Source organism: Actinorectispora metalli (assembly GCF_056323685.1).
Genome location: NZ_JBREYE010000001.1, coordinates 230,478 through 256,976 on the forward strand (window position 1 = coordinate 230,478; position 26,499 = coordinate 256,976).

Annotated in this window: 25 protein-coding genes; 8 read left to right on the plus strand and 17 right to left on the minus strand. The window is 69.4% G+C overall.

From position 1 onward, the window contains the following. The first annotated feature begins 15 nt into the window (after positions 1 to 15). Complete coding sequence (locus tag ACU6XJ_RS01060) at positions 16 to 1,062, plus strand: metallophosphoesterase (RefSeq protein ID WP_476305856.1); 1,047 nt, start codon at positions 16 to 18, stop codon at positions 1,060 to 1,062. 114 nt (positions 1,063 to 1,176) lie between these two features. Here the strand turns inward: ACU6XJ_RS01060 and ACU6XJ_RS01065 are convergent, their stop codons facing one another. Then, entirely contained in the window at positions 1,177 to 1,377 is a 201-nt protein-coding gene (locus ACU6XJ_RS01065) for a cold-shock protein (RefSeq protein ID WP_476305858.1), read from the minus strand. 178 nt (positions 1,378 to 1,555) lie between these two features. Further along, positions 1,556 to 2,293, minus strand: coding sequence for a FadR/GntR family transcriptional regulator (locus ACU6XJ_RS01070; RefSeq protein WP_476305860.1), 738 nt, complete (start codon positions 2,291 to 2,293; stop codon positions 1,556 to 1,558). 59 nt (positions 2,294 to 2,352) lie between these two features. On the opposite strand from ACU6XJ_RS01070, the gene ACU6XJ_RS01075 reads away from it, so the two are divergent. Then, the gene (locus tag ACU6XJ_RS01075) at positions 2,353 to 3,570 is read left to right on the plus strand and encodes a CynX/NimT family MFS transporter (protein WP_476305862.1); all 1,218 of its coding nucleotides are present in this window, start codon (positions 2,353 to 2,355) and stop codon (positions 3,568 to 3,570) included. On the opposite strand, the gene ACU6XJ_RS01080 is transcribed toward ACU6XJ_RS01075, so the two are convergent. Next, on the minus strand, positions 3,556 to 4,455 hold the full coding sequence (locus tag ACU6XJ_RS01080; RefSeq protein ID WP_476305864.1) for a LysR family transcriptional regulator: 900 nt from the start codon (positions 4,453 to 4,455) through the stop codon (positions 3,556 to 3,558). The two genes, ACU6XJ_RS01075 and ACU6XJ_RS01080, sit on opposite strands and share 15 nt — an antisense overlap. Positions 4,456 to 4,529: 74 nt before the next feature. On the opposite strand from ACU6XJ_RS01080, the gene ACU6XJ_RS01085 reads away from it, so the two are divergent. Continuing rightward, positions 4,530 to 5,426, plus strand: a complete 897-nt coding sequence (locus ACU6XJ_RS01085; RefSeq protein WP_476305866.1) for an EamA family transporter — start codon at positions 4,530 to 4,532, stop codon at positions 5,424 to 5,426. On the opposite strand, the gene ACU6XJ_RS01090 is transcribed toward ACU6XJ_RS01085, so the two are convergent. After that, positions 5,419 to 6,108 (minus strand): choice-of-anchor P family protein, encoded by a 690-nt coding sequence (locus ACU6XJ_RS01090; protein ID WP_476305868.1) that lies wholly within the window; start codon positions 6,106 to 6,108, stop codon positions 5,419 to 5,421. The two genes, ACU6XJ_RS01085 and ACU6XJ_RS01090, sit on opposite strands and share 8 nt — an antisense overlap. A gap of 144 nt (positions 6,109 to 6,252) precedes the next feature. Here ACU6XJ_RS01090 and ACU6XJ_RS01095 point away from each other — a divergent pair, with 144 nt between their 5' ends. After that, complete coding sequence (locus ACU6XJ_RS01095; RefSeq protein WP_476305870.1) at positions 6,253 to 7,422, plus strand: cytochrome P450 family protein; 1,170 nt, start codon at positions 6,253 to 6,255, stop codon at positions 7,420 to 7,422. On the opposite strand, the gene ACU6XJ_RS01100 is transcribed toward ACU6XJ_RS01095, so the two are convergent. From ACU6XJ_RS01100 to ACU6XJ_RS01155, 12 genes are all read right to left on the minus strand, one after another. Beyond that, entirely contained in the window at positions 7,412 to 8,068 is a 657-nt protein-coding gene (locus tag ACU6XJ_RS01100) for a SanA/YdcF family protein (protein WP_476305871.1), read from the minus strand. The two genes, ACU6XJ_RS01095 and ACU6XJ_RS01100, sit on opposite strands and share 11 nt — an antisense overlap. Before the next feature lie 50 nt (positions 8,069 to 8,118). Continuing rightward, positions 8,119 to 8,976: an endo alpha-1,4 polygalactosaminidase gene (locus tag ACU6XJ_RS01105; protein ID WP_476305873.1), complete on the minus strand. Its 858-nt coding sequence runs from the start codon at positions 8,974 to 8,976 to the stop codon at positions 8,119 to 8,121. Beyond that, entirely contained in the window at positions 8,892 to 9,578 is a 687-nt protein-coding gene (locus ACU6XJ_RS01110; RefSeq protein WP_476305874.1) for a spherulation-specific family 4 protein, read from the minus strand. The genes ACU6XJ_RS01105 and ACU6XJ_RS01110 overlap by 85 nt, the downstream gene beginning before the upstream one ends. Beyond that, the gene (locus ACU6XJ_RS01115) at positions 9,575 to 10,483 is read right to left on the minus strand and encodes an NAD-dependent epimerase/dehydratase family protein (protein WP_476305877.1); all 909 of its coding nucleotides are present in this window, start codon (positions 10,481 to 10,483) and stop codon (positions 9,575 to 9,577) included. Before ACU6XJ_RS01115 ends, ACU6XJ_RS01110 begins: the two co-directional genes overlap by 4 nt. Before the next feature lie 47 nt (positions 10,484 to 10,530). After that, positions 10,531 to 11,250: a sugar phosphate nucleotidyltransferase gene (locus ACU6XJ_RS01120; protein ID WP_476305879.1), complete on the minus strand. Its 720-nt coding sequence runs from the start codon at positions 11,248 to 11,250 to the stop codon at positions 10,531 to 10,533. Positions 11,251 to 11,261: 11 nt separating this feature from the next. Next, the gene (locus ACU6XJ_RS01125) at positions 11,262 to 12,239 is read right to left on the minus strand and encodes a GDP-mannose 4,6-dehydratase (protein WP_476305882.1); all 978 of its coding nucleotides are present in this window, start codon (positions 12,237 to 12,239) and stop codon (positions 11,262 to 11,264) included. A 46-nt stretch (positions 12,240 to 12,285) separates the two neighbouring features. After that, positions 12,286 to 13,725 (minus strand): hypothetical protein, encoded by a 1,440-nt coding sequence (locus tag ACU6XJ_RS01130; RefSeq protein ID WP_476305884.1) that lies wholly within the window; start codon positions 13,723 to 13,725, stop codon positions 12,286 to 12,288. A gap of 23 nt (positions 13,726 to 13,748) precedes the next feature. Continuing rightward, complete coding sequence (gene pelF / locus ACU6XJ_RS01135; RefSeq protein ID WP_476305886.1) at positions 13,749 to 15,170, minus strand: GT4 family glycosyltransferase PelF; 1,422 nt, start codon at positions 15,168 to 15,170, stop codon at positions 13,749 to 13,751. Positions 15,171 to 15,181: 11 nt separating this feature from the next. Continuing rightward, complete coding sequence (locus tag ACU6XJ_RS01140; RefSeq protein ID WP_476305888.1) at positions 15,182 to 17,266, minus strand: hypothetical protein; 2,085 nt, start codon at positions 17,264 to 17,266, stop codon at positions 15,182 to 15,184. Positions 17,267 to 17,915: 649 nt separating this feature from the next. Next, positions 17,916 to 19,361 (minus strand): pyridoxal phosphate-dependent decarboxylase family protein, encoded by a 1,446-nt coding sequence (locus ACU6XJ_RS01145; RefSeq protein WP_476305890.1) that lies wholly within the window; start codon positions 19,359 to 19,361, stop codon positions 17,916 to 17,918. Continuing rightward, positions 19,358 to 20,293 (minus strand): DMT family transporter, encoded by a 936-nt coding sequence (locus ACU6XJ_RS01150; protein WP_476305891.1) that lies wholly within the window; start codon positions 20,291 to 20,293, stop codon positions 19,358 to 19,360. The genes ACU6XJ_RS01145 and ACU6XJ_RS01150 overlap by 4 nt, the downstream gene beginning before the upstream one ends. Further along, entirely contained in the window at positions 20,290 to 21,567 is a 1,278-nt protein-coding gene (locus ACU6XJ_RS01155; protein ID WP_476305893.1) for a diaminobutyrate--2-oxoglutarate transaminase, read from the minus strand. Before ACU6XJ_RS01155 ends, ACU6XJ_RS01150 begins: the two co-directional genes overlap by 4 nt. 159 nt (positions 21,568 to 21,726) lie before the next feature. On the opposite strand from ACU6XJ_RS01155, the gene ACU6XJ_RS01160 reads away from it, so the two are divergent. The 4 genes from ACU6XJ_RS01160 (at position 21,727) to ACU6XJ_RS01175 (ending at position 25,799) form a co-directional block, all read left to right on the plus strand. Beyond that, positions 21,727 to 23,118, plus strand: a complete 1,392-nt coding sequence (locus ACU6XJ_RS01160) for a helix-turn-helix domain-containing protein (protein WP_476305895.1) — start codon at positions 21,727 to 21,729, stop codon at positions 23,116 to 23,118. Continuing rightward, the gene (locus ACU6XJ_RS01165; protein WP_476305898.1) at positions 23,115 to 23,792 is read left to right on the plus strand and encodes an alpha/beta hydrolase; all 678 of its coding nucleotides are present in this window, start codon (positions 23,115 to 23,117) and stop codon (positions 23,790 to 23,792) included. The genes ACU6XJ_RS01160 and ACU6XJ_RS01165 overlap by 4 nt, the downstream gene beginning before the upstream one ends. A 66-nt stretch (positions 23,793 to 23,858) precedes the next feature. Continuing rightward, positions 23,859 to 25,103, plus strand: coding sequence for a class I SAM-dependent methyltransferase (locus ACU6XJ_RS01170; protein ID WP_476305900.1), 1,245 nt, complete (start codon positions 23,859 to 23,861; stop codon positions 25,101 to 25,103). A gap of 198 nt (positions 25,104 to 25,301) precedes the next feature. After that, positions 25,302 to 25,799: a hypothetical protein gene (locus ACU6XJ_RS01175; RefSeq protein WP_476305902.1), complete on the plus strand. Its 498-nt coding sequence runs from the start codon at positions 25,302 to 25,304 to the stop codon at positions 25,797 to 25,799. 12 nt (positions 25,800 to 25,811) lie between these two features. Here ACU6XJ_RS01175 and ACU6XJ_RS01180 read toward each other — a convergent pair whose 3' ends face one another. Further along, a complete protein-coding gene (locus tag ACU6XJ_RS01180; RefSeq protein WP_476305904.1) occupies positions 25,812 to 26,423 on the minus strand; it encodes a hypothetical protein in 612 nt (203 codons plus the stop codon). Between the last annotated feature and the right edge of the window lie 76 nt (positions 26,424 to 26,499).

Consider the following 26,499-nt stretch of genomic DNA (forward strand, 5'->3'; position numbering starts at 1 on the left):
TTCCATCCTGTCTCCGTGACCCGAACAAACCTGAGCCGGCGGGAGCTTCTCGCCGGCGCCGGCGCCCTGGCCGCCACCGCGGCCACCATCGGCCTGCTGCCCACCACCGCCCAGGCCGCGAGTAAGTTCCCGATGCCGACCGGCCGGGAGCTGACGGTGTTGATCACCGGCGATGCCGGTACCGGAGATGCCGCCCAGTACGCCGTGGCCAAGGCGGCCCGCCAGATCAGCCGCGAACGCGGCGTCGGGCTGGCCGTCGGCCTCGGCGACAACATCTACGAGGACGGCCCGGAGAGCGCGGACGACGACGAGTTCCAGACCAAGTTCGAGACCCCCAACGCGGGCATCGACGTGCCGTGGCTGATGGTGCTGGGCAACCACGACTGCTCGGGGATCATCCCCGGCAGCGGCGGCCGCCCCTCCCGCGGCGACCACGAGGTGGCCTACGCCCGCACCAGCCAGCGCTGGTACATGCCCTCCCGCTACTACAACCTGGCCCTGCCGGAGGTCTACCCCTACGTGGAGTTCTTCGGGCTGGACACCACGCCGCTGGCCTCCAGCGTCATGCAGACCGACCCGCACTACGCCTGGGACGGCCCGTACATGAAGCAGCAGAAGGAATGGCTGGTGCAGCGGCTCGCCCGGTCCGCGGCGACCTGGAAGATCGTGCTCACGCACCACCCGTACAAGAACAACGGCAAGCACGGCAACGCCGGTGCCTACGACGGCATCACCGGCGGCCACTACGCCAGCGGCATCCACCTCAAGGAACTGTTCGAGGAGGTCGTGGTGGGTAAGGCGGACTTCGTGTTGTCCGGCCACGACCACAGCATGCAGATCCTCAAGCCGATCCACGGCACGCAGCAGGTGGTGTGCGGGGCGTCGGCCAAGACCAACTCGGGCGCCAGCAACGTCACCAACCCCGCGGTCTGGCAGGACTTCGGCGCCCGCGGCTTCATGGTCGCCAAGATCACCGCGGAGCGGCTGACGCTGGACGCCTACACGGTGGACATCGCCTCGGCCACGCCGAAGCTCGCCTACCAGCACGTCCGGCCCCGCTAGGACTCACCGGGTCGGACACAGCGGGTGTTGGCAGAGTTGCCGCGGACCCGCCTCGTCCACGACGAAGCGAAAAGGCCGGTACCGCGCGGGTACCGGCCTTTTCAAGTCAGAAACTCAGAGCACGCGAACGGCGGTGGCCTGCGGGCCCTTGGGGCCCTGGGTCACGTCGAACTCGACGGCCTGGTTCTCCTCGAGGCTGCGGAAGCCGCGGCCATCGATCTCCGAGTAGTGCACAAAGACGTCCGGGCCGTTCTCCTGAGAGATGAAGCCGAAGCCCTTCTCCGCGTTGAACCACTTGACGGTGCCCTTAGCCATGCTGTATTCGCTCCTCACAGGGTCTGGACGGAGCCCGCACCGTGCGGTCCCCGGGCCGGTCTAAACAACTTCTCCAGAATCCTGAAGGCAAGCGTTCACAACATCGTTCTACGCGGGCGTGCTGATGACACGACACACAAAAACTACGGCCAACCCGTACCACGAACGATACACCAGATCAATTCGCCTTGTCCCGTAGATCTTTCGTCAAAGCCGCGTCCAGCAGGTCCAGGGTCGGCTCCAGGATCTGCCGCACCGCCTTCACCGCGAGGTCGGGCTCCCGGTGGGCGATGGCGTCGAACAGTTCCTGGTGCGACTGCGGATCCCCGTGCGGCAGTTCGGCGTCGGTGAAGAAGCCGTACAGCGCCTCGCGCAGCCGGTCGGCGAAGTAGCGGTAGGCCTCCAGCAGCACGGGGTTGTGCGCGGCCTCGGCCACCGCGAGGTGGAAGCGGGAGTCCTCGGCGGCGAAGGCCGGGATGTCGGAGGTGGCCACGGCGTCGCGGCGGCGGAGCAGGTCCGCGAGCCTCGCCAGGTCCTCGTCGGTGCGGCGCAGCGCGGCCAGCCGGGCGGCCTGCATGTCGTAGGCGAGTTGCACCTCGAAGATGTCGCGCACCCTGGCTCGGCGCAGCTTGCCGAGAAAGGCGGCGGGGTTCGCGCTGGTCAGCACGAAGGTACCGGTGCCGCGGCGCAGTTCGAGCAGGCCCAACTGCACGAGGCTGCGCACCGCCTCCCGGACCACCGGCCTGCTCACCGACAGCTGCTCGGCGAGCGCGGCCTCCGCGGGTATCCGCTGGCCCACGGTCCAAGAGCCGCTGGCGAGTTCCTCTTGCAGCGCCTCGATGACGGCCTCCACCGTCGAGCCCCGCCTGATCGGCTGCAACGGCATCCGCACCTCCCTGGCCGTGAGTTCTGTCATCGTACGGTTGCCAGGATAGACGTAAGACATAGGATGTCTGTCGTCTCGCCGTCACACAGATGGGAAGCAGCGTGACCCAGCTAGCCACGCCGCCCGAAGCCGCCCACGGCACCCGACGGGGCTCACTGCTGCTCATCTCCGGCATCGTGCTGGTCGCGCTGAACCTGCGTCCGCCGATCAGCTCGATCGGCCCGATCCTCGGCGAGATCCAACGTGACCTGTCGCTGTCGGCCACCGCGGCAGGGCTGCTGACGATGCTCCCGCTGCTCTGCCTCGGCGTGTTCGCGCTGCTCACCCCCCGGCTGCGCGATCTGCTCGGCGAACAGCGGCTGGTGCTGGCCTGCATGCCGGTGCTGCTGGCGGGCATCCTGCTGCGGATCATCCCCTCTGTGACCGCGCTGTACGCGGGAACGGTCCTGATCGGCGCCGCGATCGGCGTGGCGAACGTGGTGCTGCCCAGCGTGATCAAGCGCGAGTACCCGACGCGGGTCCCGCTGGTCACCGCGGTGTACACGATGAGCCTCACCTTCGGCGCGGCGGTCGCAGCGGGCGCGATCGTGCCGTTCGAGCAGGCCACCGGCTGGAACTGGCGCTACGCGCTGGCCACGCTGGCGGTGCTGGTGGTCATCGGCTTCCTCGGCTGGCTGCCGCACATCTCCAGCCGCAACGGCCACGGCATGCGCTCACCGACCATCCGCTCCCTGCTCGGCAGCAGGCTGGCCTGGCAGGTCACGCTGTTCATGGGCATCCAGTCGCTGCTGGCGTACACCGTGTTCGCCTGGCTGCCCACGCTGGCCGTCAGCCGCGGTCTTGACCAGGTGACGGCGGGTCTGCTGCTGTCGATGTCCCTGCTGCTCCAGGTCGTCGGAAACCTGCTGATGCCGGTCGTGGTCGGCCGCCTGCGCGATCAACGCGGTCTGACGGTGGCCATCGGCATCTGCGTTGCGGTGGGCTTCCTCGGCATCCTGCTCGCCCCGGTCGCCACCATCTGGCTGTGGGCGGGCCTGCTCGGTTTGGCGCAAGGCGCCGGTTTCGCCCTCGCCCTGACGCTGATCGGCCTGCGCGCCGCCGACCCGAGCGTCGCGGCGAGCCTGTCCGGCATGGCCCAGAGCATTGGCTACCTGATCTCCGGCCTCGGCCCGCTGGGCTTCGGCCTGCTGCACGACCTGACCGGCGGCTGGCTCACTCCGGTGCTGGCGATCGTGGTGTTCTGCGTGGGCCAGTCCATCGCGGGCTGGGGCGCGGGCCGCGACGCCCACGTCTCAAGTGTCCGCTGAGCAGTCCCTGAGCACGTCCAACACCGCCCGCACCGCGGGCCGCCTGCCGGTTTCAGCGCGCCAGATGGCATAGACGTGGCGGACCAGGGTCGGCCGCACCCGAACGATCCGCACCTCCGGCGGCACCCAGGTGCGGCCCAGCCTCGGTACCACCGCGACGCCGAGACCGGCGGCGACGAGGGCGAGGTGCGTCTGGTACTCCGGGGCGGTGTGCGCCACGATCGGCTCGACGCCGATCCCGCGGAGGGTGTGCATCAGCCAGGAGTGGCAGACCTGGCCGGGCGGCTGGATCACCCACCGCTCCCCCGCCACCGCCTCGAGGTCGATCAGTTCACGGTCGGCGAGCGGGTGGGCCGCGGGCAACACGAGATCGGCGGTGTCGTCGAGCAGCGCGGCGCGGGCGATGCCCTCGGGCACCTCCATCGCCACGTTCGGCCAGTCCTGGACCAGCGCGAGGTCGAGGTCGCCGCGGTCGACCAGCTGCACCGCCTCGATGGGCTCCAGTTCGATCAGCTCGACACTCAGCCGAGGGTGCAGCGCGTCGGCCCGCACGATGGCGTCGGCCAGCAGCCCGCGGGCCGCGGTGGCGAAGGCGCCGATGCGCAGATGCCCGATCACCGTGGTGCGGTGATCCTCCAGATCGGCCGCGGCCTGGCGGACCTGGGTGAGAATCCGGTCCGCGTGATCGGCCAGCAGCGTGCCTGCATCCGTCAGCCGGATGCCCCGGCCGTTGCGCTCCAGCAGCGGCTGGCCGAGCTCACGCTCCAGCTTGGCCAGTTGCTGCGAGACGGCCGACGGCGTCACGTGCAGCAGGTCAGCGGCGGACCTGACGGACCCGCAGACCGACACCGCGTGCAACGCCCGCAGACGTTCAAGGTCAAACACCTAAGCGACGCTACACGATGCGGTTAACGGATAATTGCTTGTTCTAAATAGTTATCCGATCGAATATGGGCGGTGTGACTTCCCGACACACCGCGCTCGCGGTCCTGATCGCCGCCATCTGGGGATTCAACTTCGTCACACTCTCACTGGGGCTGTTGGACTTTCCGCCGATCCTGTTCGCCGCGCTCCGCTTCGTGGCCGTCATCTTCCCCCTGATCTTTTTCCTGCCCAGGCCGAACGTGTCCTGGAAGTGGCTGGTCGCGACCGGCCTGACGCTGTGCGCCGCCCAGTACGCGCTGCTCTATCTCGCCCTGCGGCTCGGCATGCCCGCCGGGCTGTCCTCGCTGGTGTTGCAGATCCAGGCCTTGTTCACGGTGGCCTTCGCCGCCCTGTTCCTGGCCGAACGCCCGACCCGACGCCAGCTCGCGGGCATGCTCATCGCCTTCACCGGAATCGGCGTCGCGGCCGTCGACTTCGGCCAGGCAGGCCCACTCGGCGCGTTCGCCCTGGCCATCGGCGCGGCGGCCATGTGGGGCCTGGGCAACATCACCACCCGCAAGGCCAAACCGGACAACGCGGTGTCGTTCATCGTGTGGGTCAGCCTCGTCCCGCCGCTGCCGCTGCTGGCCCTGTCCGTCGCGACCGAGGGCGTTGACGCGATCACCGCCGCGATGACCAACCTGACCACGCGCGGGATGCTGTCCCTGGCCTACATCGCCTACATCTCCACGATCGTCGGCTTCGGCGCCTGGAGCTGGCTGCTCAGCCGCTACGGCGCCGGGCAGGTCGCGGTGTACTCCCTGCTGGTGCCGATCTTCGGCATGCTCTCGGCGGTGCTGTTCCTGCACGAGAGCATCGGCCCATGGCAGCTTGTCGCGGGTGTGCTGGTGCTGGCGGGCATCGCGCTCACCAGCCTCCGCCGCCGCACGCCCGCCCCGACGCAGGCGGCGGAGTTGGTGGCCACTACGTGACGGGTGCGCAGGAGGCGGACCCGAGGACGACCTCCCCTTCGATGGCCTTGGCCGTCGCGTTGCCCGCCTCCGGGATGGACAGCGTGAGGCGCAGCGCGTTGACCGTGATGCTGCCGTCCTGGTTGGTGATCACCTCGTTGAGCACGGCCTGAATCAACGGTTTGGCCGGATCGGCCGGGTTCGGCACCGTCACCTTGGTGTTCGGCTCGGGCTTGGCGGGCAGTGCCTTGGCGCCCACCACCGCCTCGACCAGCGCCGCGCTGCCCTTCACCTTCCCCGCCGCCGACTCACAGGTGGCCTCGGCCATCCGCACCCGGATGGTGGTGGCCGGGTTGTCGGTCAGCAGTTCCACGCGGCCGACCCCGCCCAGCGACAAGGCGGTCTTCTTCGCCGCGTCAAGGGTGGCCTCCCCGTAGACGAGGCGGATCTTGCCGACCTTCCCCAGGTCAGGTCCGACCTGGGCCTCCTGGTCCGACCCGCCCTCCCCCGGCGCGTCGACGCTGGAGAGCTGGGCGACCTGAAGCGAGTTGTTCGGCACCGCCGAGCCGCTGAGCTTGACGTCGGCGGCGAACGCCGAGGCGGGCGAGGCCGCCGCGGCGGCGGGCAGGGCTGCGGGCAGCGTCAGCAGGGCGGCGATACAGACGGCGCCAAGCCGCCCGGTGGTACGAGCAGAGCTCCGCATCGAGAAGACTCCTCCCGTGAAAGCGTTTCCCCCAGTGACGGTAAGCTCACCAGCCCAAACGGCAGCCTGTACCGCCCGGAACCGCCCATTCCGGTGACACGCTCCGCCCGAAAAGCACTTGCGCGTCCCCGCTAGGTTCCGTAAGTGCAGTCTCTGGGTTCCGCCTTCGCCATCGACCCGCATCCGATACACGAGCACCTGCGCGAATCGGCTCCCGTCCACCACGCGACGCTGCCGGACGGCTCGACGGCCTGGTTGGTCACGCGGTATGCCGATGTCCGTGCCTGCCTGGCCGATCCGCGCCTGTCGCTGAGCAAGGTCAACTCCACCGGCGGCTATACCGGCTACCGCCTGCCGCCCGCGCTGGACGCCAACCTGCTGAACCTGGACCCGCCCGACCACACCCGGCTGCGCGCCCTGGTGGCCAAGGCCTTCACCGCCCGACGCGTCGCGGCACTGCGTCCCCGGATCGAGGCCATCACGGCCGAACTCCTCGATGCCGTGGACGACCGCTCCGAGGTGGACCTGATGGCCGCGCTGGCCTTCCCGCTGCCGATCCGGGTGATCGCGGAACTGCTCGGCGTGCCGGAAGCCGGGCTCGCCGACTTCCGCACCTGGACCAACGCCCTGATCGCTCCTAATCCCGAACGACCCGCCGATGCGAAGCAGGCGGTGCTGAACATGCACGCCTACCTCGTCGACCTGATCCGCGGCAAACGTGCCCAGCCCACGGACGACCTCATCTCGGCAATGATCGCGGCCCGCGACTCCTCGGACAGCCTGTCCGAGGACGAACTCACCTCGCTGGCGTTCCTCATCCTGTGGGCGGGCTACGAGAACTCCGTGCACCTCATCGGCAACAGCGTGCTGGCGCTGCTGACCACGCCGGATCTGCTCGGGCAGCTTCGCGGCGATCCGTCGATGATTCCCTCGGCGGTGGAGGAACTGCTCCGCTATGACGCGCCCCCGCAGTGGGCGATCCGCCGGTTCCCCTTGCGGGACATCGTCATCGGCGGCGTCACGATTCCGGCAGGCCAGACCGTGCTGCTGGACCTAGCCGCGGCCAACCGCGATCCCCGCCGGTTCAGCGACCCCGACTCGCTGGACCTGGCCCGCTCCGACAACCAGCACCTCGGGCTCGGACACGGCATCCACTTCTGCCTTGGCGCCGCGCTCGCCCGCCTTGAGCTGGAGATCGCATTGGCGGCGCTGCTGGTCCGTTTTCCAGGACTGCGCCTGGCGGGTGAGGTCCGCTGGCAGCCGTCGTTCCGCAGCCGTGGGCTGCTGGAGTTGCCGGTGCGGCTCAGCGGGTGAGTGCTTCCCGCACGGAGGTCTCCCTCGGGCCTGCGAACACCGGCTCGGGGCGGACGATCAGGCTGTCCCACATAGCCTTCCACGCGCCGGGCACCTCGCGGGCATAGCCGCGGGCGGTGCCGGGGAGGTGGCCCGGCCACGAGTCGTGGCCGACGCCGACCGCGTCGACGCCGGCCTCGCGGCAGACCGCGACGGCCCTGGGCAGGTGGAAGTGCTGGGTGACGACGGTCAGGCGGGGCACGCCGAAGACGTCTTCGGCACGAACGCAGGAGTCCCAGGTGTCGAAGCCCGCGTAATCCCTGACGATCGCCTGCCAGGGAATGCCGTGGCGGTCGCGCAGATAGGTCCGCATCGCGCTCGGCTCGTCGTAGCCCTGCCTGCCGTTGTCCCCGCTCAGCAGCAGCACCTTCACCTTGTCGCGTCGGTACAGGTCGGCCGCCACGTCCAGCCTGCCCGCCAGGAACGGAGTGGGCCGTCCGTCGCGCAGGCCTGCCCCCAGCACCAGCGCGACCTCGGTCGCCGGGACGTCGTCGGCGTCGAACACCGCGGGGTGCGACGCGGCTCGTACCCATACGGATGGAGTCAAGGCGAGTGCCAACGCGGCGGTGCCCACCGCGATCAGCCTCGCCCACCTACGTCTTGTCATCTACTGCCCCCCTTGTCCGATTGACGCGTGGGGGGATTGCGGGTTGCGCGTCAGCACGCCCACCGATCGGCGTCGAGGGAGAGGTTCTTGCGCAGCGAGCTGAATCCCAGGGCTGTGGTGGAGGGGCAGAACTCCTCGGTGGACAGCTCGTACTCGACGTGGAAGACGGCCTTGCCCGCGGCGATGAACGGGGAAAGGCGGGCGCACTCGCCGTACTGGACGCACTGTTCGTTGATCGCGAAGTCGAACTCGTCGGCCAGTTCGAGCACCTGGTCGAGGTCGTTCTTCAAACCGATCGACAGGCCGCGGGCGTGGGCGAGGCGGACCAGCAGCCGGTTGAAGCGGAGTTGGTCCTCCGCGGTGAGAGGGAAGCCGGTTTCGGCCTGGTAGCCGTCGACCAGATCGGCCTCGACGGCGTCGAAGCCCTTGTCGCGGCACTGGTCGAAGCGGCCTGCGATGATCGGTTCCAGGACGTCAAGGCGCCGGATGTCGATCCACTTCTCGCCGGGCCAGCGGTTCGAGCGGCCGAGCACCTCGTCGGGGAAGCGGCGGTGGTCCGGGCGGAAGTCCTCCGCGGCGCCCACGTTGACGTAGCAGATGACCTTGCGGCCGCGGGCGTGCAGGTCGCGGACCACACCCGCGGAGTTCTCCACGCCGTCGATGTCGAAGACCTGGGCGTCCACCGCGGTGTCCACCCGGCCGTCCAGCTGCCACTGCCAGGTGAGGCCGGGCTTGGGCAGCCAGCGCTCGCCTGCCGGGCGCGCGGGCACCGGAGCCGCGGGCTCGCCGACCTTGGGCGCCTCGGGTGGGTCCGAACAGCCCGCTAGGAGGAGGCAGGCGACGAAGGCGGCGACGCCGAACCGGCGATGGCCAGCTGATCCGCGAAGTAACTCGGCAGGCCGTCCCACGGATTGGCTCCCCACCTGTCGGTCACGTACACAGTGTCGGCGCCCCGCTCGACCGCGAGCGTCACGGCGCGACCACACGATTCTGCCGGCGTCCCGTACACCAGGTGCCAGCACGCGGCCTCCGGCGCGGCGGGCAGTTCGGCCTGCTCATAGCGGCGCCACGGTCCTTCGAAGGTCACCACCGCGTCCGCGAGTTCGAAGTAGCCCGCGTGCGGGTGGACGCCGGGGTTCAGCACCAGCCGGTCGGTGCCCGCGGCGCGGACGCGTTTGACCAGGCGCCGGTACCAGCCGAGCTCGGAGTCCGAACTGGACACCTGGTCGAGGAACACCCCGGTGACGCCGTAGAACTCCTGGTAGCGGCGGACATCGGCGAGGATTCTCCACTGTGGACAGCGGCCGTAGCCGGAGTCCACATAGCCCAGCACGGTGATCCCGGCGGTGGTCAGCGGGCGGATCACCTCGGCGAACCACGGCTCCGGCGCGCCGCCCGGTCCGCTGTCGATGTTGACCACCACGGCCGATGGCGCCGCCGCGGGCAGCGCCCGCCAGTCCGCCGCGGACACGACGGGGTGGAAGTAGGCGGGTACCGCGACGGAGATCATGTGCCGCCGTTCCACAGGTCCCGCAGCGAGGCGCGCAGCGCGATCCTCGGCTGCCAGTGCAGATCCTCCTTGGCCGCCCGGACGTCGGCCTGCTGCCACGGCACCTCGCCCGAGCGGGCCGACCCCGCGCCGTCCTCCCGCACCTGCCCGGTGAAACCGGAGATCTGCACCAGTTCCTCGACCAGCGTGCGCACCCGGGTGGGGGCGCCGCTGCCCACGTTGTAGAGCCAGCCGGGCAGGCCGTCCACGGTGGCGGCGTTCACGACCGCAGAGGCGACGTCGCGGACGTCCACGAAGTCGCGGTGCGCGGTCAGTGACCCCAGCCGCACCGGCTCGGCATCGGCCGCCGCCCGCCGCAACTGAGCTGTCAGCCGTCCGGCGAGGCTGCCCGCGGGCGCACCGGGTCCGATCGGGTTGAACACCCGCAGCACCACGGCGTTGAGCCCGGCGGCCCTGGCGACCGAGATGAGCTGGGTGGCAGCCAGCTTGCTCACCCCATACGCCCCGACGGGATGGGTGGGGGTGTGCTCCCCGATCGGCTGGCCCACCGTGGTTCGGCCGTATTCGGCGGCCGAGCCGAGGTGGACCAGCCGCGCCATCGGGATGGCCTGCAACATGGCCTCGGCCAGAATTCCGGCGCCGACCGCGTTCGTCGCGGCCATCGCCGCGGGGTCGCCGCCGACGGCACCGGCGCAGTTGACGACCACATCCGGTCCCGCATGCGCGAGCAGAGCGGCCAGCGGGCCGATCTCCGCCGCGCCGAGATCGACCCGCAGGTGGTTGTTCTCTCCGACCGCGGTCCGGCCTGCGGTGATCACCGTCGCGGCCGGAACGCGGCGCAGCCCCGCATGGACCTGCCTGCCGATGAAACCGGTGGCTCCCAACAGCAGGAACCTCCTTGTCATGCCGCACTCCTCACAAAAGGCATGTCTTACGCGGGAACAACGAGCACTCAGTGCTGATGTTCCTTGAGAAGTACGGGGCGCAACAGGTCGAATTCGGCATTTGCCCGGTCGTAGTCATCCGGACGGCCGATATCCAGCCAGTATCCGTCGAAACGGAACTCGCCGGGCTCTTCTCTTCTGCCGAGGAGATCCAGCACCAGTTCGTCGAACCCGAGTGGCAGGCCGGGTGTGTATTCGGCGAGCGTGGCCCTGCTGACCCCGTACACACCCATGCTCACGCGGTAGTTCAACGTGGGCTTCTCGGTGAACTCGGTGACCCGTCCCGCCTCGGTCGCCAGCACCCCGAAATCGATCTTGACCTGCCGCTCGTAGGTGGCGACCGTGAGCGGGAACCCGGTGGCGATGTGCTGCCGCAGCAGCGCCGAGTAGTCCAGATCGGTGAGCACATCCCCGTTCATGACGAGAAAGTGCTCGGGCAATCTCTCTCTCAACAACAACAACGGCCCGATGGTGCCCAGCGGGGACTCCTCGGTGGCGTAGTCGACCCGCAGACCCCACTGGCTTCCGTCGCCGACATAGGACCGGATGATGTTGCCGAGGTGGCCGATGGCCAGCGTGACCGTGCGGAACCCGCCGTGGGCGAGTTGCCGCATGACGATCTCCAGGATGGAGAACTCGTCGCCGATCGGGACCAGTGGCTTGGGCAGGCAGGTGGTGTACGGACGAAGTCGAACACCCTTGCCACCGGCGAGAATCACTGCGTGCATGTCCGCACTCCTTATTGGTTGTACAGATCGGGCTTGTAGCGAGCGAGGTTGGCCGGGTCGCAGAACCACTCGATGGTCTTGGTCAGTCCCTCGTCACGGGTGTTGGCCGGTTCCCAGCCGGTCCGCTCGGTGAACTTGCTCGCATCGCCGACCAGCCGCATGACCTCGGAGTTCTTCGGCCGGATCCGGGCCGGGTCGGCGATGATCTCGGCGTCGGCGTTCATCAGCCGGGCGATGTCGGCGACCAGCTGCCCGATGGAGACCTCGGTGTTGGTCGCGGCGTTGAACACCTCGCCGACCACCGCGGCGGCCGGGGCGGTGCCCGCGGCGTGGAAGGCGGCCGCGGTGTCCTTGACGAACAGGAAGTCCCGGGTCGGGTCCAGCGCGCCCAGCTTGAGCAGGCGCGAACCCGCGGCGAGCTGGCTGACCGTGGCGGGGATGACGGCACGCGCGGACTGCCGGGGCCCGAAGGTGTTGAAGGGCCGCAGCGTCACGGCGGGCACGTCGAAGCTGAGGTGGTAGGACTCCACCAGCTTGTCCGCGGACAGCTTGGAGGCGGCATAGGGCGACTGGGTTTGCAGCGGGTGGCTCTCGCTGATGGGCACGGTGATGGCGGTGCCGTAGGTCTCGCTGGTCGAGGTGTGCACCAGCCGCGGGGTGCCCGCGGTGCGGACCGCGTCGAGCACGTTGAGGGTGCCGATCACATTGGTGTCCACATAGGACCGCGGCGCGCGGTAGCTGTATGGGATCGCGATCAGCGCGGCGAGGTGGTAGACGACCGAGGCGCCCTCCACCAGTTCGGCGGCGCTGGCCGGGTCGCGGACGTCGCCGAGCACGACGTCCACCTCGGACATCACCTCGGCGGGCAGCGTGTCCAGCCAGCCCCAGGTACCGAAGGAGTTGTAGAGCGCCATCGCCCGCACGCGGTGGCCTTGCGAGACGAGAAGCTCGACCAGGTGCGAGCCGATGAAGCCATCGGCTCCGGTCACCGCGACGAGCGTGTGGTTGCCGGACAAGGAACCTCCAGTGGATGGGTTAGAGGGCACGGACATCTCGGGGCACCCGTGCCATTCCGTAGCCGAGCAGCCCGGCGAACAGCGCCACGCAGCCGGTGAGTGTCATCGCGGGCAGTGGCACCCGCCAGTGCCCGAAGACCGCCAGCACACCGGCCGTGATCTCGGCTGCCAGCAGCGTCGACGAGGCGATGAGTACCGCGGCGGCGCGGCCGATGGACTGCAACAGCAGGCCGACGAACAACGCGGCGCCCAGTGCGAGGTACCCGGCGGAGCCCAGCATCTCGGCGGTGCTCGGCCAGGGCAGCCCACCGCCGAGGCCGATGAGTCCGATCAGGACGATCAAGGCGGCGGCCACCGCGATGTAGCAGGCGACGACGAGCGCCAACCACCGCCTGACCGCGGTGACGAAGCCGTCGAAGGAGGTCAGGTGGTGACGCAGCCGGTGCACCCTGGCGCGAAAGGAGCACATCAGCCACTCGGCGGCGCCCATGCTGGCCGACAGCGGCAGCGCCAGCAGCCCCAGCAGGACGCTGGGCGGGCCCACCACGACACCGGTCACCATCGGGAACAGCAGCAGTCCCGCGGTGAGCAGCCCGAACACGCTGTGCGGCAGGGTGTCCCGCAGGTCGAGGCGGGTGAGCAGCACCCCATCAGCCTTGGCGCCCGCGGTACACCACAGCGCCAGCGCGACCGTGCCCGCCAGCGTCAGCCCGACGCCGATCCACAGCGGCGTCAGGCCGCCGGGAAACACCAGCAGCCAGCCACCGGCGAGCGTGGCGGGCGCGATCACCCCGAGCAGACGCCATTCCGCGCCGCGCACCAACGCCACCGTGGCGGCCACCATGTACACGCTCTGCCCGGCGGCCATGGCGATCAGCCCGCCGGGAGCGCCCGCGAGCAGACCGGCCCCCACGATCAGCAGCACCAGCGCGGGACCGCCCGCCAGCAGGCCCCGGCGCAGCAGCAACGCGGCGGCCTGCGGGCGGCCCCAGCCGGTGCGCAGGTAGCCGAGGTAGGCCAGGCCCTGCGCGAACGCCCAGGACACCACCAGCGCGAAGACCAGCAGCGTCAGCCCGCCGTAGCCGCCGGTACCCGCCAGCGGCGTGATCACCATGAAGCTCAGCCCCGGCAGCGCGAACAGCAGGCCGCGCAGCACATGCCGGACCGGCACCGGCCGCCAGGCCGACGGCACGGGCTCCGGCTCGTCGGGCAGCCGGGGCGTCCTGGCGTACAGCTCTTCGGCGAGTTCGAACACGTCCGGGGCGCCGTACTGGCGCTGGGCTCCCTTGTCGGTCAGCCCGTCGGCCTCCAGGCCCGCGGCCACCTCGAAGGCGTCGACCGCGTTCGCGCACAATGTCATCGTTTCCGCGGCCAGTCCGTCGACGGCATCGTCGACGGTCCTGGTCGATACCGGTTCGGCTTCTGACTCGCCGAACTCGGCCAAGGTCGGCGCTCCCACACGCCTCACCCCCACTTCCTGCTTCAGTGCACCGGGCTCGACGCGGACCGCGTGAGCTCGGCGTAGATGCCGTCGAAGATCCCGATCGCCTTGTCGACGGTGAACAGCTCCAGCGCCCGAAGTCGGGCGGCGGCCCCCATCTGCCGCCGCCTGTCGTGCTCGGTGAGCAGCCGGTGGCAGGCATCGGCCATGGCCGCCGGATCGCGCGGCGGCACCACCAGCCCGGTCTCCGCCACCGCTTCCCCGCAACCCCCCACATCGGTGGAGACGGTGGGCCGCCCGCAGGTCATCGCCTCGATCAACGTGTACGGGAAGCCCTCCGAGATGCTGGAGAGCACCACAACATGCCCGGCGAAGTAGGCGTCCCTGATGTTGTCGACCCGGCCCTCGAAGGTGACGGCGTCATCGACACCGAGTTCGGCGGCCAGGTCCCGGCACCGCTGGAGGTAGGCCTCCCGGCCCGCCGGTGCGCCGCCGAAGATGCGGAACCGGGCCTCGGGCAGCTTCTCCCGCAGCAGGGCGAACGACCGGATCGCGGTCTCCAGGTCCTTGATCGGGTCGATGCGGCCCGCCCAGCTGACCGTGGGCACCTCCGGTTCGCCCTCCGCCGCTGGGAAGGCCGCGGGGTCGACTCCGTTGTAGACGGTCTGAATTCTGGTGGGATCGGCGCCGAGTCTCTCCTCCCAGCGCTGGTTGTACTGGTTGCCCGGCGCGATGAGGTCGGCGTGCCGGTAGGCCATCGAGCAGAGCCTGCGCTGGAAGGCCAGCAGCAACGCCTTCACCGGCCAGCGGTAGGGGCTCTTGCGCATGCCCAGATACCGTTCGCGCAGGTAGACGCCGTGCTCGGTGAGCAGGAACGGGCTGCCGAAGGACCATTTGGCGCCCAACGCGACCAGGGCGGCGAGCCCGTTGGCCACGCAGTGCACCACATCGGCGTGCACCGGCGTCACGGCCAGCGGCCGCAGCGAGTGCTCCAGCATCTCCACCGCCGAGATGGCGTCCCCCACCGTCGGCAGGATGTCGGTGCCCGACGCCGCCCACCGCTCCAGCAGCACCCGGACCGGGTACTCCTCGCGCAGCGCCGCGCCGAGGTCCTCCAGCTGTCCATAATGGAACAACCCCTCCAGCGCCTCCTCGAACCGCGGCTGCGCGGCCTCTGAGTCGTCCAGCATGGCGTCGACAAGCTGCGCCCAGAGCGCGGCGAACCAGCTTCGGCTGCGCCGGGTGGACCGCGAGCCGGTCGGCTCGCGGCCCCACAGCGGGATGGCTCGCACCGCGGACACGTTGCGCGGCAGCTCCCAGCGAACGGGTTCCTCGCCGGTGCTGATCAGCGCGACCACCTCGAAGCTGTGCCGGGCAAGGCCCTGCACGAGTTGGTCGCACCACACGCTCACCCCGCCGAACGCGTGCGGGTAGGTGCCCTCGGTGACAAGCGCGATCCTCATCAGTCGCTGCCTCAGAATCCCGTGGTGGCGGGCAGCCTGAGCTTCAGCCCGGATGCCAGCAGGCCCCCGAGCGGCTCATAGCCGGACCGGCTGCCCGCGTAGGCGCCGCCGAACTCCTCTCCCAACAGGCCGAGCAGCCCGATGTGCCTGGTGCCCGGCGGAACGGTGAGCGGGGTCTGAGTGCCGTTGGGACCCGACACGGTCAGCTCGGAATCGATGACGTAGGCCGACACACCGCCCTGCTGCGCCTTCCAGGTGGACGCCCGGCTCATCGCCGCACCCGCCTCGGGCATGCGCGGGTTGACCACCGGGGTGTTGGCGGCGAAGGCGTCCTGGTACTCGTCGAGGATCGCGCCGAGCAGCGGGTAGGCCAGCTTCTCCTCGGCCAGGTTGGACTGGTGGATGTAGTGCGGCCTCGGGTCGTTGTTCACGATGTGCCGCATCGCGATCGACACCTCGAGCGGGATGATGTGGTTCTCGAACCCGCTCGCCGGGTCCAGCGGCTGGATGCAAGTGGTGGTCGCGGGGTTGTCCTCGCAGATCCCGCTGCCGCCGTTGGCCCGTGAGGTGTAGATCCAGTTGTACTCGTCCACCAACTCGGATTTGGTGCCGACATTGAAGTACAGCGCCATCGGGTACCGCGGCACGGTCAGCGCGGTGCCGACCTTGCGCTGCTGCGGGTCACGGGAGGAGTCCGCGCCGATCGTGGTGATCTTGCGTTGGTTCAGCGCGGTGATGAAGTTCGGGTTGTCCACCCGCTGCTGCGGGAGGATCTTCAGCCCGGAGTGCTCACCGCTGAGCAACTCGGCCTTGTCGAGCGCGATCCCGTTGGACTGGGCCCACTGCAGGTTCTTGTCGATCTCGGCCAGGATCTCGTTCAGCGGGGTCCACAGGGTGTTCCCGCTCGCGTCGGTCTGGCACCGCCAGGGGATCACCGTGAAGTCCTGCCTGCAGCCGAGGAACTGGTGCAGGTAGGTGTGGTTGGCCCACCGGAACTGGCTCTTGTTCTGCAGGAACGCGGTGGTCAGCGGGTCGGAGCCGTGCTGGGCGATGTGCTCGACGCTGCCGACGGCGTTGAAGTACTGGTCCAGTTTGATGCCGCTGGTGTTCTGGAAGGCCACCGCCACCGGCACGTCCTCGGCCTTCATCCGGATCGGCGTGGTGGCGGGCACGCCGGGCGGGCAGTCGCCCTCGCCCGGGGTGCAGTTGCCGGTGACGCTCCACCGCGCGTCCTCGTGGAAGGTGTCGTCCACGTGCACGCTGAAGTAGTTGCGCTGGTAGCCGAAGTGCACGCCCCGGGTCAGCCAGCTCACCACGCCGTTGGCCAGCAGCCGGAACTGCCGCTGGAACTGGTTGTAGGCGAAGCTGACCACCAGCTGCTCCCGGCCGTCCGCCTTGTACACGCCCGCCAGCACGCCGTCGGTGGTCGTGTTCGGCACGCGGGCGGTGAGGAACGGGGTGAAGCTGGTGGTCGCGGTGTCGGGCAGCGGGGTCGCCAGGTAGCCGTAGGACTCGGGCACCGCGCTGTCGTTGTCCTCGAAACGCACCGGCCCGTCCAGGTAGCGAAAGGCACCGCTCCGGGCGGTCGTGGTGAGGTTGGCGGTGCTGCCGTCGATCGGGCCGGAGAAGGTGGGGTAGTCCATGCCCATCGTCGGGTTCGGCCAGCTGAACGAGTTCATCCTGCGGATACCGAAGGACCGCTCGAAGTCGGCCAGCGCCGTGAGTTCGGCGGCGGCAAGCTGTGCCGGGTCCTGACCGGGCAGCACCACGGCCTGGAACTTGGCCCGCTGACGTCCGCTCACGGTGTCGGAGAGGAAGGCGGGGGTGATCACGGGTCTGCCCGCGGCGTTCAGGTCGATCGTGGTGCTCGGCACCCCCTGACTCGCCAACTCCGCGCCGATGGCCTGCACCCACGGTGTGCCATCGCTGACCACGAGCACCCGGAGGTCGACTCGTTTGCCCGCGGCATAGGGCGAGGCGGCATGCGCGGCCGGTCCGATCGGGACCAGCACGAGTCCCACCGCGATGGCGGCGGCGGCGAAGACGGTTCCCCATCGTCTGCCCGCCGCAGCCAATAGATGCCTTCCTGAAGGCATGACGACACCAACTTTCCCAAGAGATTGCACCGGATGACGCATGCCTGGATCCCCACGCCGACATCGGGTTTGAGACGATCCCTATTACTGAGGAATCGGTAACGATCCGCATACCGACGAACGGAGCAGCGAACGGACACCGAACGCAGCATCGAGTGTGAACTTTGTTGAATCAATTATTGAGCTGTGGATAGCGTTTACTCACGACAATCCAGTGAGGGAATCGCTAACAAAGAATGGGATAGAATTTCAATCCAACCACAGCATGGTTACAATTCCTGCGACCCCTTGCGTACCCGCCCGACACGAACGCCCTCCTCAACGGCCAGGTCAACACCAGGACGTAGGTAGATCACAACCCGCCCCCGGCAATGCTGAACTCGCACCACTCGCCCTCTCATTCGTCGACGACTCTCCCGCAACAAGGCGTAGATAAGGTAACTAGACTGTGAATTCACCCATTCAGCCCCATAGCCGCGCTCGGCTATCGCACGTATTGATCCCGGCGAGGCCCAACCGATACCAATACAATGACCTATGACTCTGGCCACAAATATCGCCCTGGTTGCCGAGTTACCGGAAAACCGATTTCAACGAAAAGAAGGACCGGCCCGCATTGGCGGACCGGCCCTGGCCAGAGTGAAACTACTTAAACGTGCTCGGACGCACCTGCCTCGGCCACCGCGTCCAGCACCACGTCCACATCGGATTCGGTGGTGTTCGGGTTGAGCAGCGTGAGCTTGAGCCACACCGCGCCGTCGAACTCGGTACGGCCGACCACGGCGACGCCGGTGCGCAGCAGCCTGCGCCGCACCTCGCCGTTGACGAGATTCGCCTCGGCCACCGAAGGCCGCGCGCACCGGAACAGGACGGTGGTGAGCACCGGCTCGGCATACAGCTGGAGTTCCGGTCGCCGCGCCACGGCCGCGGCGGCGTAGCGCGCCAGCTGGTGGCAGCGGTCCACCATCGCACCGAGGCCCTCGACTCCCAAGGCCCGCAACACGACCGCGAGTTTGACCACGTCGGGCCTGCGGGTGGTGCGCAGCGAATGTCCCAGCAGGCTGCCGTATCCGGCGTCGGTGTCGTCGTCGGAGTTCAGGTACGCCACCCTGCGGTCGAGGAACTCGTAGGCAGCCTGATCACGCACCAGGAACATGCCTGCCGCCACCGGCAGCCAGCCCAGCTTGTGCAGGTCCAGACCCACCGAGTCGGCTCGCTCGATGCCCGCCAGCAGCGGGCGCAACGTCTCCGAGAACACCGTGCCGCCACCGTAGGCCGCGTCCACGTGCAGCCACACGCGGTGTTCCGCGGCGATCTCGGCGATCTCGGGGAGCGGGTCGATCGCCCCGAGGTCGGTCGTGCCCGCCGTGGCCACCACCGCCACCGGCACCCCATCGGTGTCCCGGAGCATGTCGCGGAGAACCGCCGGGATCATGCGGTGATCGGGACCGGTGGGCACCGCGACCACTGCGTCCTCGCCGAGCCCGATCAGCCCGGCGTTGCGGGCAACGGAGAAATGCGCCGCCGCCGAGCAGAACACGCGCGGCCGCACCCCGCCGGGCAGGCCTGCTCGGCTCGCGTCCGGCACCGCGTGGTCCCTGGCGAACAGCAGGCCCATCAGGTTGGACTCGGTGCCGCCGCTGGTCGTCACACCGTCAGCCCCGTCCGGATAGCCCAGCAATCCGGCCATGGCCTTGACGATCCGGGGTTCCAGCGCGCTGGTGGCGGGCGCCTGGTCCCAGGAGTCCAGGGAGGGGTTGAGCGTGGACACCGCGAGGTCGGCGGCCACCGCCACCGCCAGCGGCGGGCAGTGCAGGTGCGCGAGGCACCCGGGGTCCGCGGGGTCGGCCGCGCCCGCCGCGATCAGCTCGGTGACCGTCTGCAGTGCCTCACGTGACCCACTCCCCCGGCTCGGGACAAGCTCGCCGAGGGTGTCCCGCACCTGTTCGGCCAGCCGGGCGGGGGTCACGGCGGGGATCGGTCCGCCGCGGGTGGCCGCGCCCTTGGCGAGCGCGTCGATCACCACGTTGAGCAGCGGCCGCAGCTGTGCGGGGCCGTCGATGCCGCCGGCCAATTGGAAGGTGTACTCGTTCATTCATCGCCTCGCAGATTCCACATGCCCAGGCTCAGACCGACCAGCGCGAGCGCTATGCCGAGCAGTTCCGGGGCGGGCGGGACTTTCCGCTCGGCCGCGAACACGTAGCCCAGTGCCGCGACCGATTCGAACACCATGAGCTGGCCGAGCGCGGGCACGGACAGCCGTTGGGACGCCTTGTTCCAGCAGACGGTGCCCAGCCAGGACACCGCTGCACCCAGCACCAGCCCGCCGACCAGCAGCTTCGAGCCGCTCGCCGGACTCGCCGGGAGCACCAGCGGCGCGGCGACCACCGCGGGCACCAGCGTGGCCAGGCCGAGCAGGCCCGCCCAGTCCCCCGCGCCGACCGTCGGGTTGCGGGTGAGCACGTGCGCGTTGGCCACGCCGAACCAGGTCCACAGCGCGAGCGCGGCCAGCGCGAACCCGACCCCGACCAACTGCTGGGCCAGGCTTGGCGAACCGGCCTGCTGCCAGTCGATCTCCCACAGGTTGACCAGCAGCACGCCGGTGAGGATCAGGCCGACGGGCAGCGCGAGCCGCCGCAACGGCAGCCGGTCGTTGCCGCACACGGTGACCGTGACCGGCAGCAGGCCGATGATCACCGCCACCACCGCGGCCCCGACCAGCTCGATGCCGGTCACCACGCAGAAGTAGTAGGCCACCTCCCCCGCCGCACCCAGCAGCAGCGCCTTGACCAGCAGGCTCCTCGGGTACCGGGCGATCGTCCGCAGCCTGCCGCCCGCGGCAAGCACGATCAGCGAGACCACGCCGTAGCAGAGGAACCGGCTGACCGTGATCGCCGCGGCGCCCGCGCCGTCGAGCAGCACCGGCACGAGCACGTCCAGGCCCCACAGCAGGCAGGCCGCGACGGCGAAGACCGGGCCGACCGCCCGCACCGCAGGGGCGGGCGCCTTCTGCGGCAGAGCGCTCACCGCGGAACCGTGGCTCGCAGCGACTCCGCGAGCAGGCCGATGCCCTCGCCGAGTTGCTGCTCGGTCGCGGTCAGCGGCGGGAACAGCTTCAGCACCTCGTCGTCCCGGCCGCAGAGCTCGACGATCAGACCGCGGCGGAAGCACTCCCGCTGCACCCTGCGCGCCAGCTCGGCATCCCGTCCGAAGTCCAGACCGTAGGCCATGCCCCGCCCGCGGATCTGGATCGGATAGCGGTCGCTGACGTGCTCCTTCACCAGCCTCGCGACCAGATCCGCCCGGTCGGCGACACCGCCGACCCAGGCCGGGTCGGCCCAGAGGTCCAACGCGACGCAGGCGGTGGCCAGCGCCAGCTGGTTGGCGCGGAAGGTGCCGGTGTGCTCGCCCGGCGCCCAAACGTCCACATCGGACCGGATGAGCAGCACCGACAGCGGCAGGCCCATGCCGCTGAGGGACTTGGACAGCGTGATGAGATCCGGCTGGATACCGGCCGAGTCCAATGCGAGGAACGATCCGGTGCGGCCGCAGCCGCTTTGGATCTCGTCGCAGATCAACAGGATGCCGTGCCGCTTGCACAGCTCCGCCAGCGCGACCAGCCAGTCGTCCGGCGCCGAGTACAGGCCGCCGTCCATCTGCATCGGCTCGATGATCACCGCCGCCGGGGTGGCCATCCCCGATTTGCGGTCCAGCAGCATCCGCTCGAAGTAGCCGAGGCTGTCGAACGGACCCAGCGGACCCGTGGGGTAGGGCAGGAACGTGGTCTCGGCGCTCAGGCCGGTGTTGCCGCGGCCTGCCCAGTTCCCGCCGACGGCGAGGCTGCCGCCGGTCATGCCGTGGAAGCCGCCCGAGAAGGCCACCACGCCGCGGCGGCCGGTCGCCTTGCGGGCCAGCCGCAGCGCCGCCTCCACCGCGTTGGTCCCGGTCGGTCCGCAGAATTGCACCCGGTGGTCGAGGCCGCGCGGGGCGCAGACCACGTCGCCGACGCGCTGGAGGAACGCCGCCTTCACCGGAGTGTCGCAGTCCATCGCGTGCACGATCCGGCCGCCGCCGAGGTGCTCGATGACGGCCGCGACCATGGCGGGCGGGTTGTGCCCGTAGTTCAACGCGCCTGCGCCGCAGAAGAAATCCAGATAGCGCGTGCCGTCCGTGGAGAAAATGTGAATGCCTTCGGCCCGTTCGAAGGTCACCGGGAAGGAGCTACGATAGAAGCTGACTCCCGATTCGACGCCTGTCGGACGTTCGACCGATTTGACCGGCATGCCAAGATCCCGAAGCATGGAATTCCCCTTGTACGCGGGTTTCTTATCAATTCCTCAGACATTTTTAAGGTTATTCTTAAACTGCCATCCTTGCTGGTAGGACCATCTTGCTCCGGAGTATCGTCCGTGGTGGTTGTCCGCATGTGGACACTCACGTTGTCTGCTTCGAGGTGTGCGATGGCTCAAGCCCCACGCGAACTCACGCCATATGCCTCCACTCGGCATTTCTTTGGCGCCGAACTGCGCCACTGGCGGGAACTCCGCGAGTTGTCACAGTCGTCACTCGGTATTTCCGCTCACGTCAGCCCGGACTTTGTCGCAAAGGTTGAAAAAGCCGAGCGCTGGCCCACCCGCGATTTAGCGGAACGCTGCGACCGGGCACTCGACAGCGGCGGGGCACTGGCCCGGCTGTGGCCGCTGGTGGAGCGCGAGCGCACCCAGCGACCGCAGGCAGGACCCGATCCGGTGATCCCCGGCGTGCAGCTCATCTCCGATGAGCAGGGGTCCTGGCTGGTCCGGCTGCCCGCCGGGCGGGTGCTGGCGGCGTCGATGCTGGCCGCCCGTGTGATCCCGGTGAAGGGAACCGTCGGCACCCGGGTGCGCATCGGGGCGGTACCGGCGCCGATGGGGACGCGTCAGCTCACCATCGCCGAACAGGACGGTCCCGACGGCCCGAGCTACTACTGCACCAGCGTCGGCAGCCCCGGCGTGGAGCTGCCCCGGGAGTACCTGCTGGACGCGCTCACGCTGGCGATCCTGTGGGCCACCCACGCCGTGGACGACGGGCTGCTCGCCGACGACGTGTCGCTGCCGCCGAAGCTGCGGACCCTCGATGAGCACCTGGGCGCAGGCAACCCGGTCGCCGCGGGCGAACTGACGGCGGGGGTGACACCGGTCAGCAGGCTGTGGCTGGCATCCAACGCCTGGGGCCGCTACATCAGCCTGCAATTGCGCAGCGCCGAGCGGCTGGTCTCCTGGACCGCGGAGCAGAGCGGCGAGGTCGCCTGCGGGGCGCTGCTGTTCCCGCACCGCCTGGGATTCCTGCGTGGCATGAACCGGGTGTTCGCGGGCTCCGACCTCCGCCCGACCATGCCGCTGTGCCTGACGGAGGCGGTCGTACGGCGGGCCCCGCAGACCGACCGGCTGCTGATGATGCTGGTGGTCGCGCTGCGCACGTCCTACGGCACCGACGTTCCGGTGTGCCGCGATGAGGACATCGCGGAGGTGGGCGCGTTCGCGCTTCCCTCGGCGGACCGGGTGATCATCACCGACTGGCTGCGGCCCGACTCGCCGTGGCGGACCGAGGCGGTGCGCAGCCCCGGCACGGTCCGGCATTACACCGAGATCGTGCGACACGCCCGGGCCAACGCCATCAACCCCGGTGATTCACCGGAGCGTTCGCTGGCCGCTGTCGCCGAACACCTCGGGCTGGACTGGTCCTGGTTGTGCCGCCGCTGCCGTGAGCTGGCGGAGGTCGGCCTGGCCGGGCTGCTCAGGCCGCGGAGCAGGCTGGTGAGTGTGGAGGGTGTCGAGGAGGCCTGCCGGTATCTGGGATCGTTCGCACCATGAACCCCCAGCGGCCACTCGGGCAGCCCACCGGCCTGGTGATCGTGCTGCACGGCGGGCAGGAGCGCAGCACCCGGCCGGTCGGGCCCTTCTCTCTACCGTACCTGCGAATGGTGCCGTTCGTCCGCGACCTGTGTCGGGCGGGACGCCGGTACGGCCTGATGGTCTGGCAGCTGCGCTACCGATACCGCGGCTGGAACGAGCCCGAGCGCAGCCCGGTGGCCGACGCGGCCTGGGCGCTGCGGCAGGCCGCCCGACAGCATCCCGGTGTGCCGATCGCCCTGGTCGGGCATTCGATGGGCGGCCGGACCGCCCTGTGGGCCGCCGCCGACCCGGCTGTCCGAGCGGTGTGCGCGTTGGCGCCGTGGACCGAGCGGGCCGATCCGGTCGACCACCTGGCGGGCCGATCGGTGCTGATCGCACACAGCGACCGGGACCAGCTGACCAAGCCCGCCGACTCCTATGCCTTCGCCCAGCGGGTCAAGGAGGTGAACGAGCGGGTCTGCCGGTTCGACGTCCTCGGCGACAACCACGCGATGCTCCGCCGACCGGGCGCGTGGACCCGGCTGGTGCGGCGTTTCGTGCTCGGCGAACTGGGCTACGAGCCGCTCGCCGCGGACATCGAGGCGGCTATGCGACTACCCGCCCCGCAGGGGCTCGCGGTGCCGCTGGCATAAGACCAACTCGCCCCCTTCTGCGTATGCTGCTGCAATAACCGCTGGTACACCTCGGGAGGGCGTCCAGTGACCACTCGTCAAATTCCGCTGCCCAATCAGGGCGTCTGGCCCGCCCTGCACACCCCTCCGCACTCGCCGCTGCGGGCGGCGATGGCACGGGCCGTGTTCCGCAACGCCGTGCGCGGGCTGCCCGTGCAAGTGCTCTTCCCGGACGGCCGAAGGCTCGGCGCGGGCGGACCGGACTCGCCGCTGATGACCATCCTTCGACCGAAGGCCTTCTTCCACCGGCTCGGGGCCGATGTCAAGATCGGTTTCGGTGAGTCGTACATGGTCGGCGACTGGAACTCCAACCAGCTTGCCGAGTTGCTGACCCCGTTCGCCGAGCGCATGAACCGCCTGGTGCCCAGCGTCCTGCAGGGTGTCCGACGGTGGGCCGAACGCCGCATGCCCAAGTCGGAGGTAGGCACGATCGAGAACGCCCGCCAGAACATCCACCGGCACTACGATCTGTCGAACGAGTTGTTCGCGGCGTTTCTCGATCCGACGATGACCTACTCCTCGGCGCTGTTCTCCGAGGGCGCGCCCGATCTGGAGTCCGCCCAGCTCAGCAAGATCGACTCGGTGTTGGACCAAGCCGATGTCCGGGCGGGCACTCATGTCCTGGAGATCGGGACCGGCTGGGGCGCGTTGGCGATCCGCGCGGCGCAGCGGGGTGCCAGGGTCACGTCGCTGACGATCTCGGTCGAGCAGAAGGAACTTGCCGAGCGGCGGATCGCGGAGGCGGGGCTCGCCGACCGCATCCAGGTGCTGCTGCGCGACTACCGGGAGGCCAAGGGCCAGTACGACGCCGTGGTCAGCGTCGAGATGATCGAGGCTGTCGGCTGGGAGTACTGGGACACCTACTTCGCCGCGCTGGACCGACTGGTCAAACCGGGCGGGCGCGTCGGGCTACAGTCGATCACGATGCCGCACGACCGGATGCTGGCCACCCGCCACTCCTACTCCTGGATGCACAAGTACATCTTCCCTGGCGGCCACATACCGTCGGTCCGCTCGATCCAGCAGAACCTGCAGCGCACCTCGCTGCGCGTCTTGGCGCGCAAGGAGTTCGGACGGGACTACGCCCGCACGCTCGCGAGTTGGCGGCAGCGCTTCCTCGACAATTGGGACAACGTCGCCAAGCTCGGCTTCGACGGGACCTTCAAACGCATGTGGGAGTTCTATCTCGCCTACTGCGAGGCCGGATTCGCGGCCGACTACCTCAGCGTGTCCCAGTTCTCACTGGCCAAACCCGCCACCGCAGGACACTAAGTTCGCGAAAGCCGGGCGCCGAGGCGCGGGCGCCCGGCTCGCGTACTCCTCCAGGGAGATAACGCCTGGTCTACAGCGTCACCGGAAACAACGAACCGGCTTCGCAGACGGTTGCTGGACCGTACGGAGCAACTTCAGCCGCCTGGTGGGCCCATCTTGTGCGGGCATGATCACCAACGACCCTGCAAGATAGGAGCCATGGGAGACGACGCTGCCGAGCGTGAACAGCGCATCCTCACCGCCGCCGCCTCCGCGGTCGCGGCCGCCCGCGACGGCGATGATCGGGCGGTATTGGGCACGTTCACCAGGCTTGTTCGTCATTCGCCACATAGTCTCGCGGATCTTCGGCTGGTGGTGTCCGCCTTGTTGCGGGAAGCCAGCGGGATGGCCAAGCGGCTCTCCGACGCGGTGGGGACGCATGGGCTCGAGGTGCAGATCCACGACAAACAGGGCGGGCAGGTGCCGATCGACCAGGCCGATCCGCCGCTGCGCACCGCGGCTCGCGCGTTGCTCGCCCACACCCATGGCGATCAGCGGGGCGCCGAGGCCCAGCTTGACATCGCCTTCGACATGGCCCGTCCCGAGCAGCTGACCGCCATGGTGTTGCACGCCGTGCACTGGACGGCCGAGTTCGCGGCCGAGTGCGAGCGGCGGGAAGTGCCGTTGCCGGGATGGCTTGATCAGCCTTGTGATTGAGGTGCTTGGCGCCTAGTAGGTGGGCACCTTCCCTGAGTCGTAGTAGGCCCACCACTCGTCGTTGGTCCACTCCGCGGGCGGTTTGGGTCGCGGCTTGCCGGGCTCGGGAGCGGGGGCGGGCGGCGCGGGAGCGGGCGGAGGCGGCGCGGGCTTGTTCCCGCCGGGTGGCGGCGCGACCGGAGCGGAAGGCATCCCGTCCGCGGGCGGCGGCGCGACGGTTCCCGGCGGCGGCACCGGAAGGCCTGCGCCGGGGTCCAGTCCCCCGCCGGGAACTCGCGTGGCCTCGGTCGGCACGACCGACGTTTCGGGACGGTTCAGTTCGCCCGCGCGGTCGACCTCCTTGAGGTCGGCGGGGTTGAAGACCAAGGCGAAGCCGACACCCAGGCTGACCGCGACGCCGAGCACACCGATGACGCCCGCGGCGCGCTTGCGGCGCCCTGGGACGACGGCGGACTCGGCGCGGGGAGCGGGCGCCTTGGGTCGCCGGTGATCGGCGATCGCCGCCTTGGGGCGGCGGTGCAGACCCAGGCGAGGCTCGTCCGGGGTGACCTTTCCGTTCCGCGCAAGCAGCTCCGCGACGCTGATCTGCTCCAGATCCTCGTAGTCCTGCTCTGTGTTGCCCATCGACGGCCATCCCTTGAGGGTTCAAGTGACGCGCGCCAACCGCGCCCTAAACCATCTAAAGAGTCAGCCGCGTTCG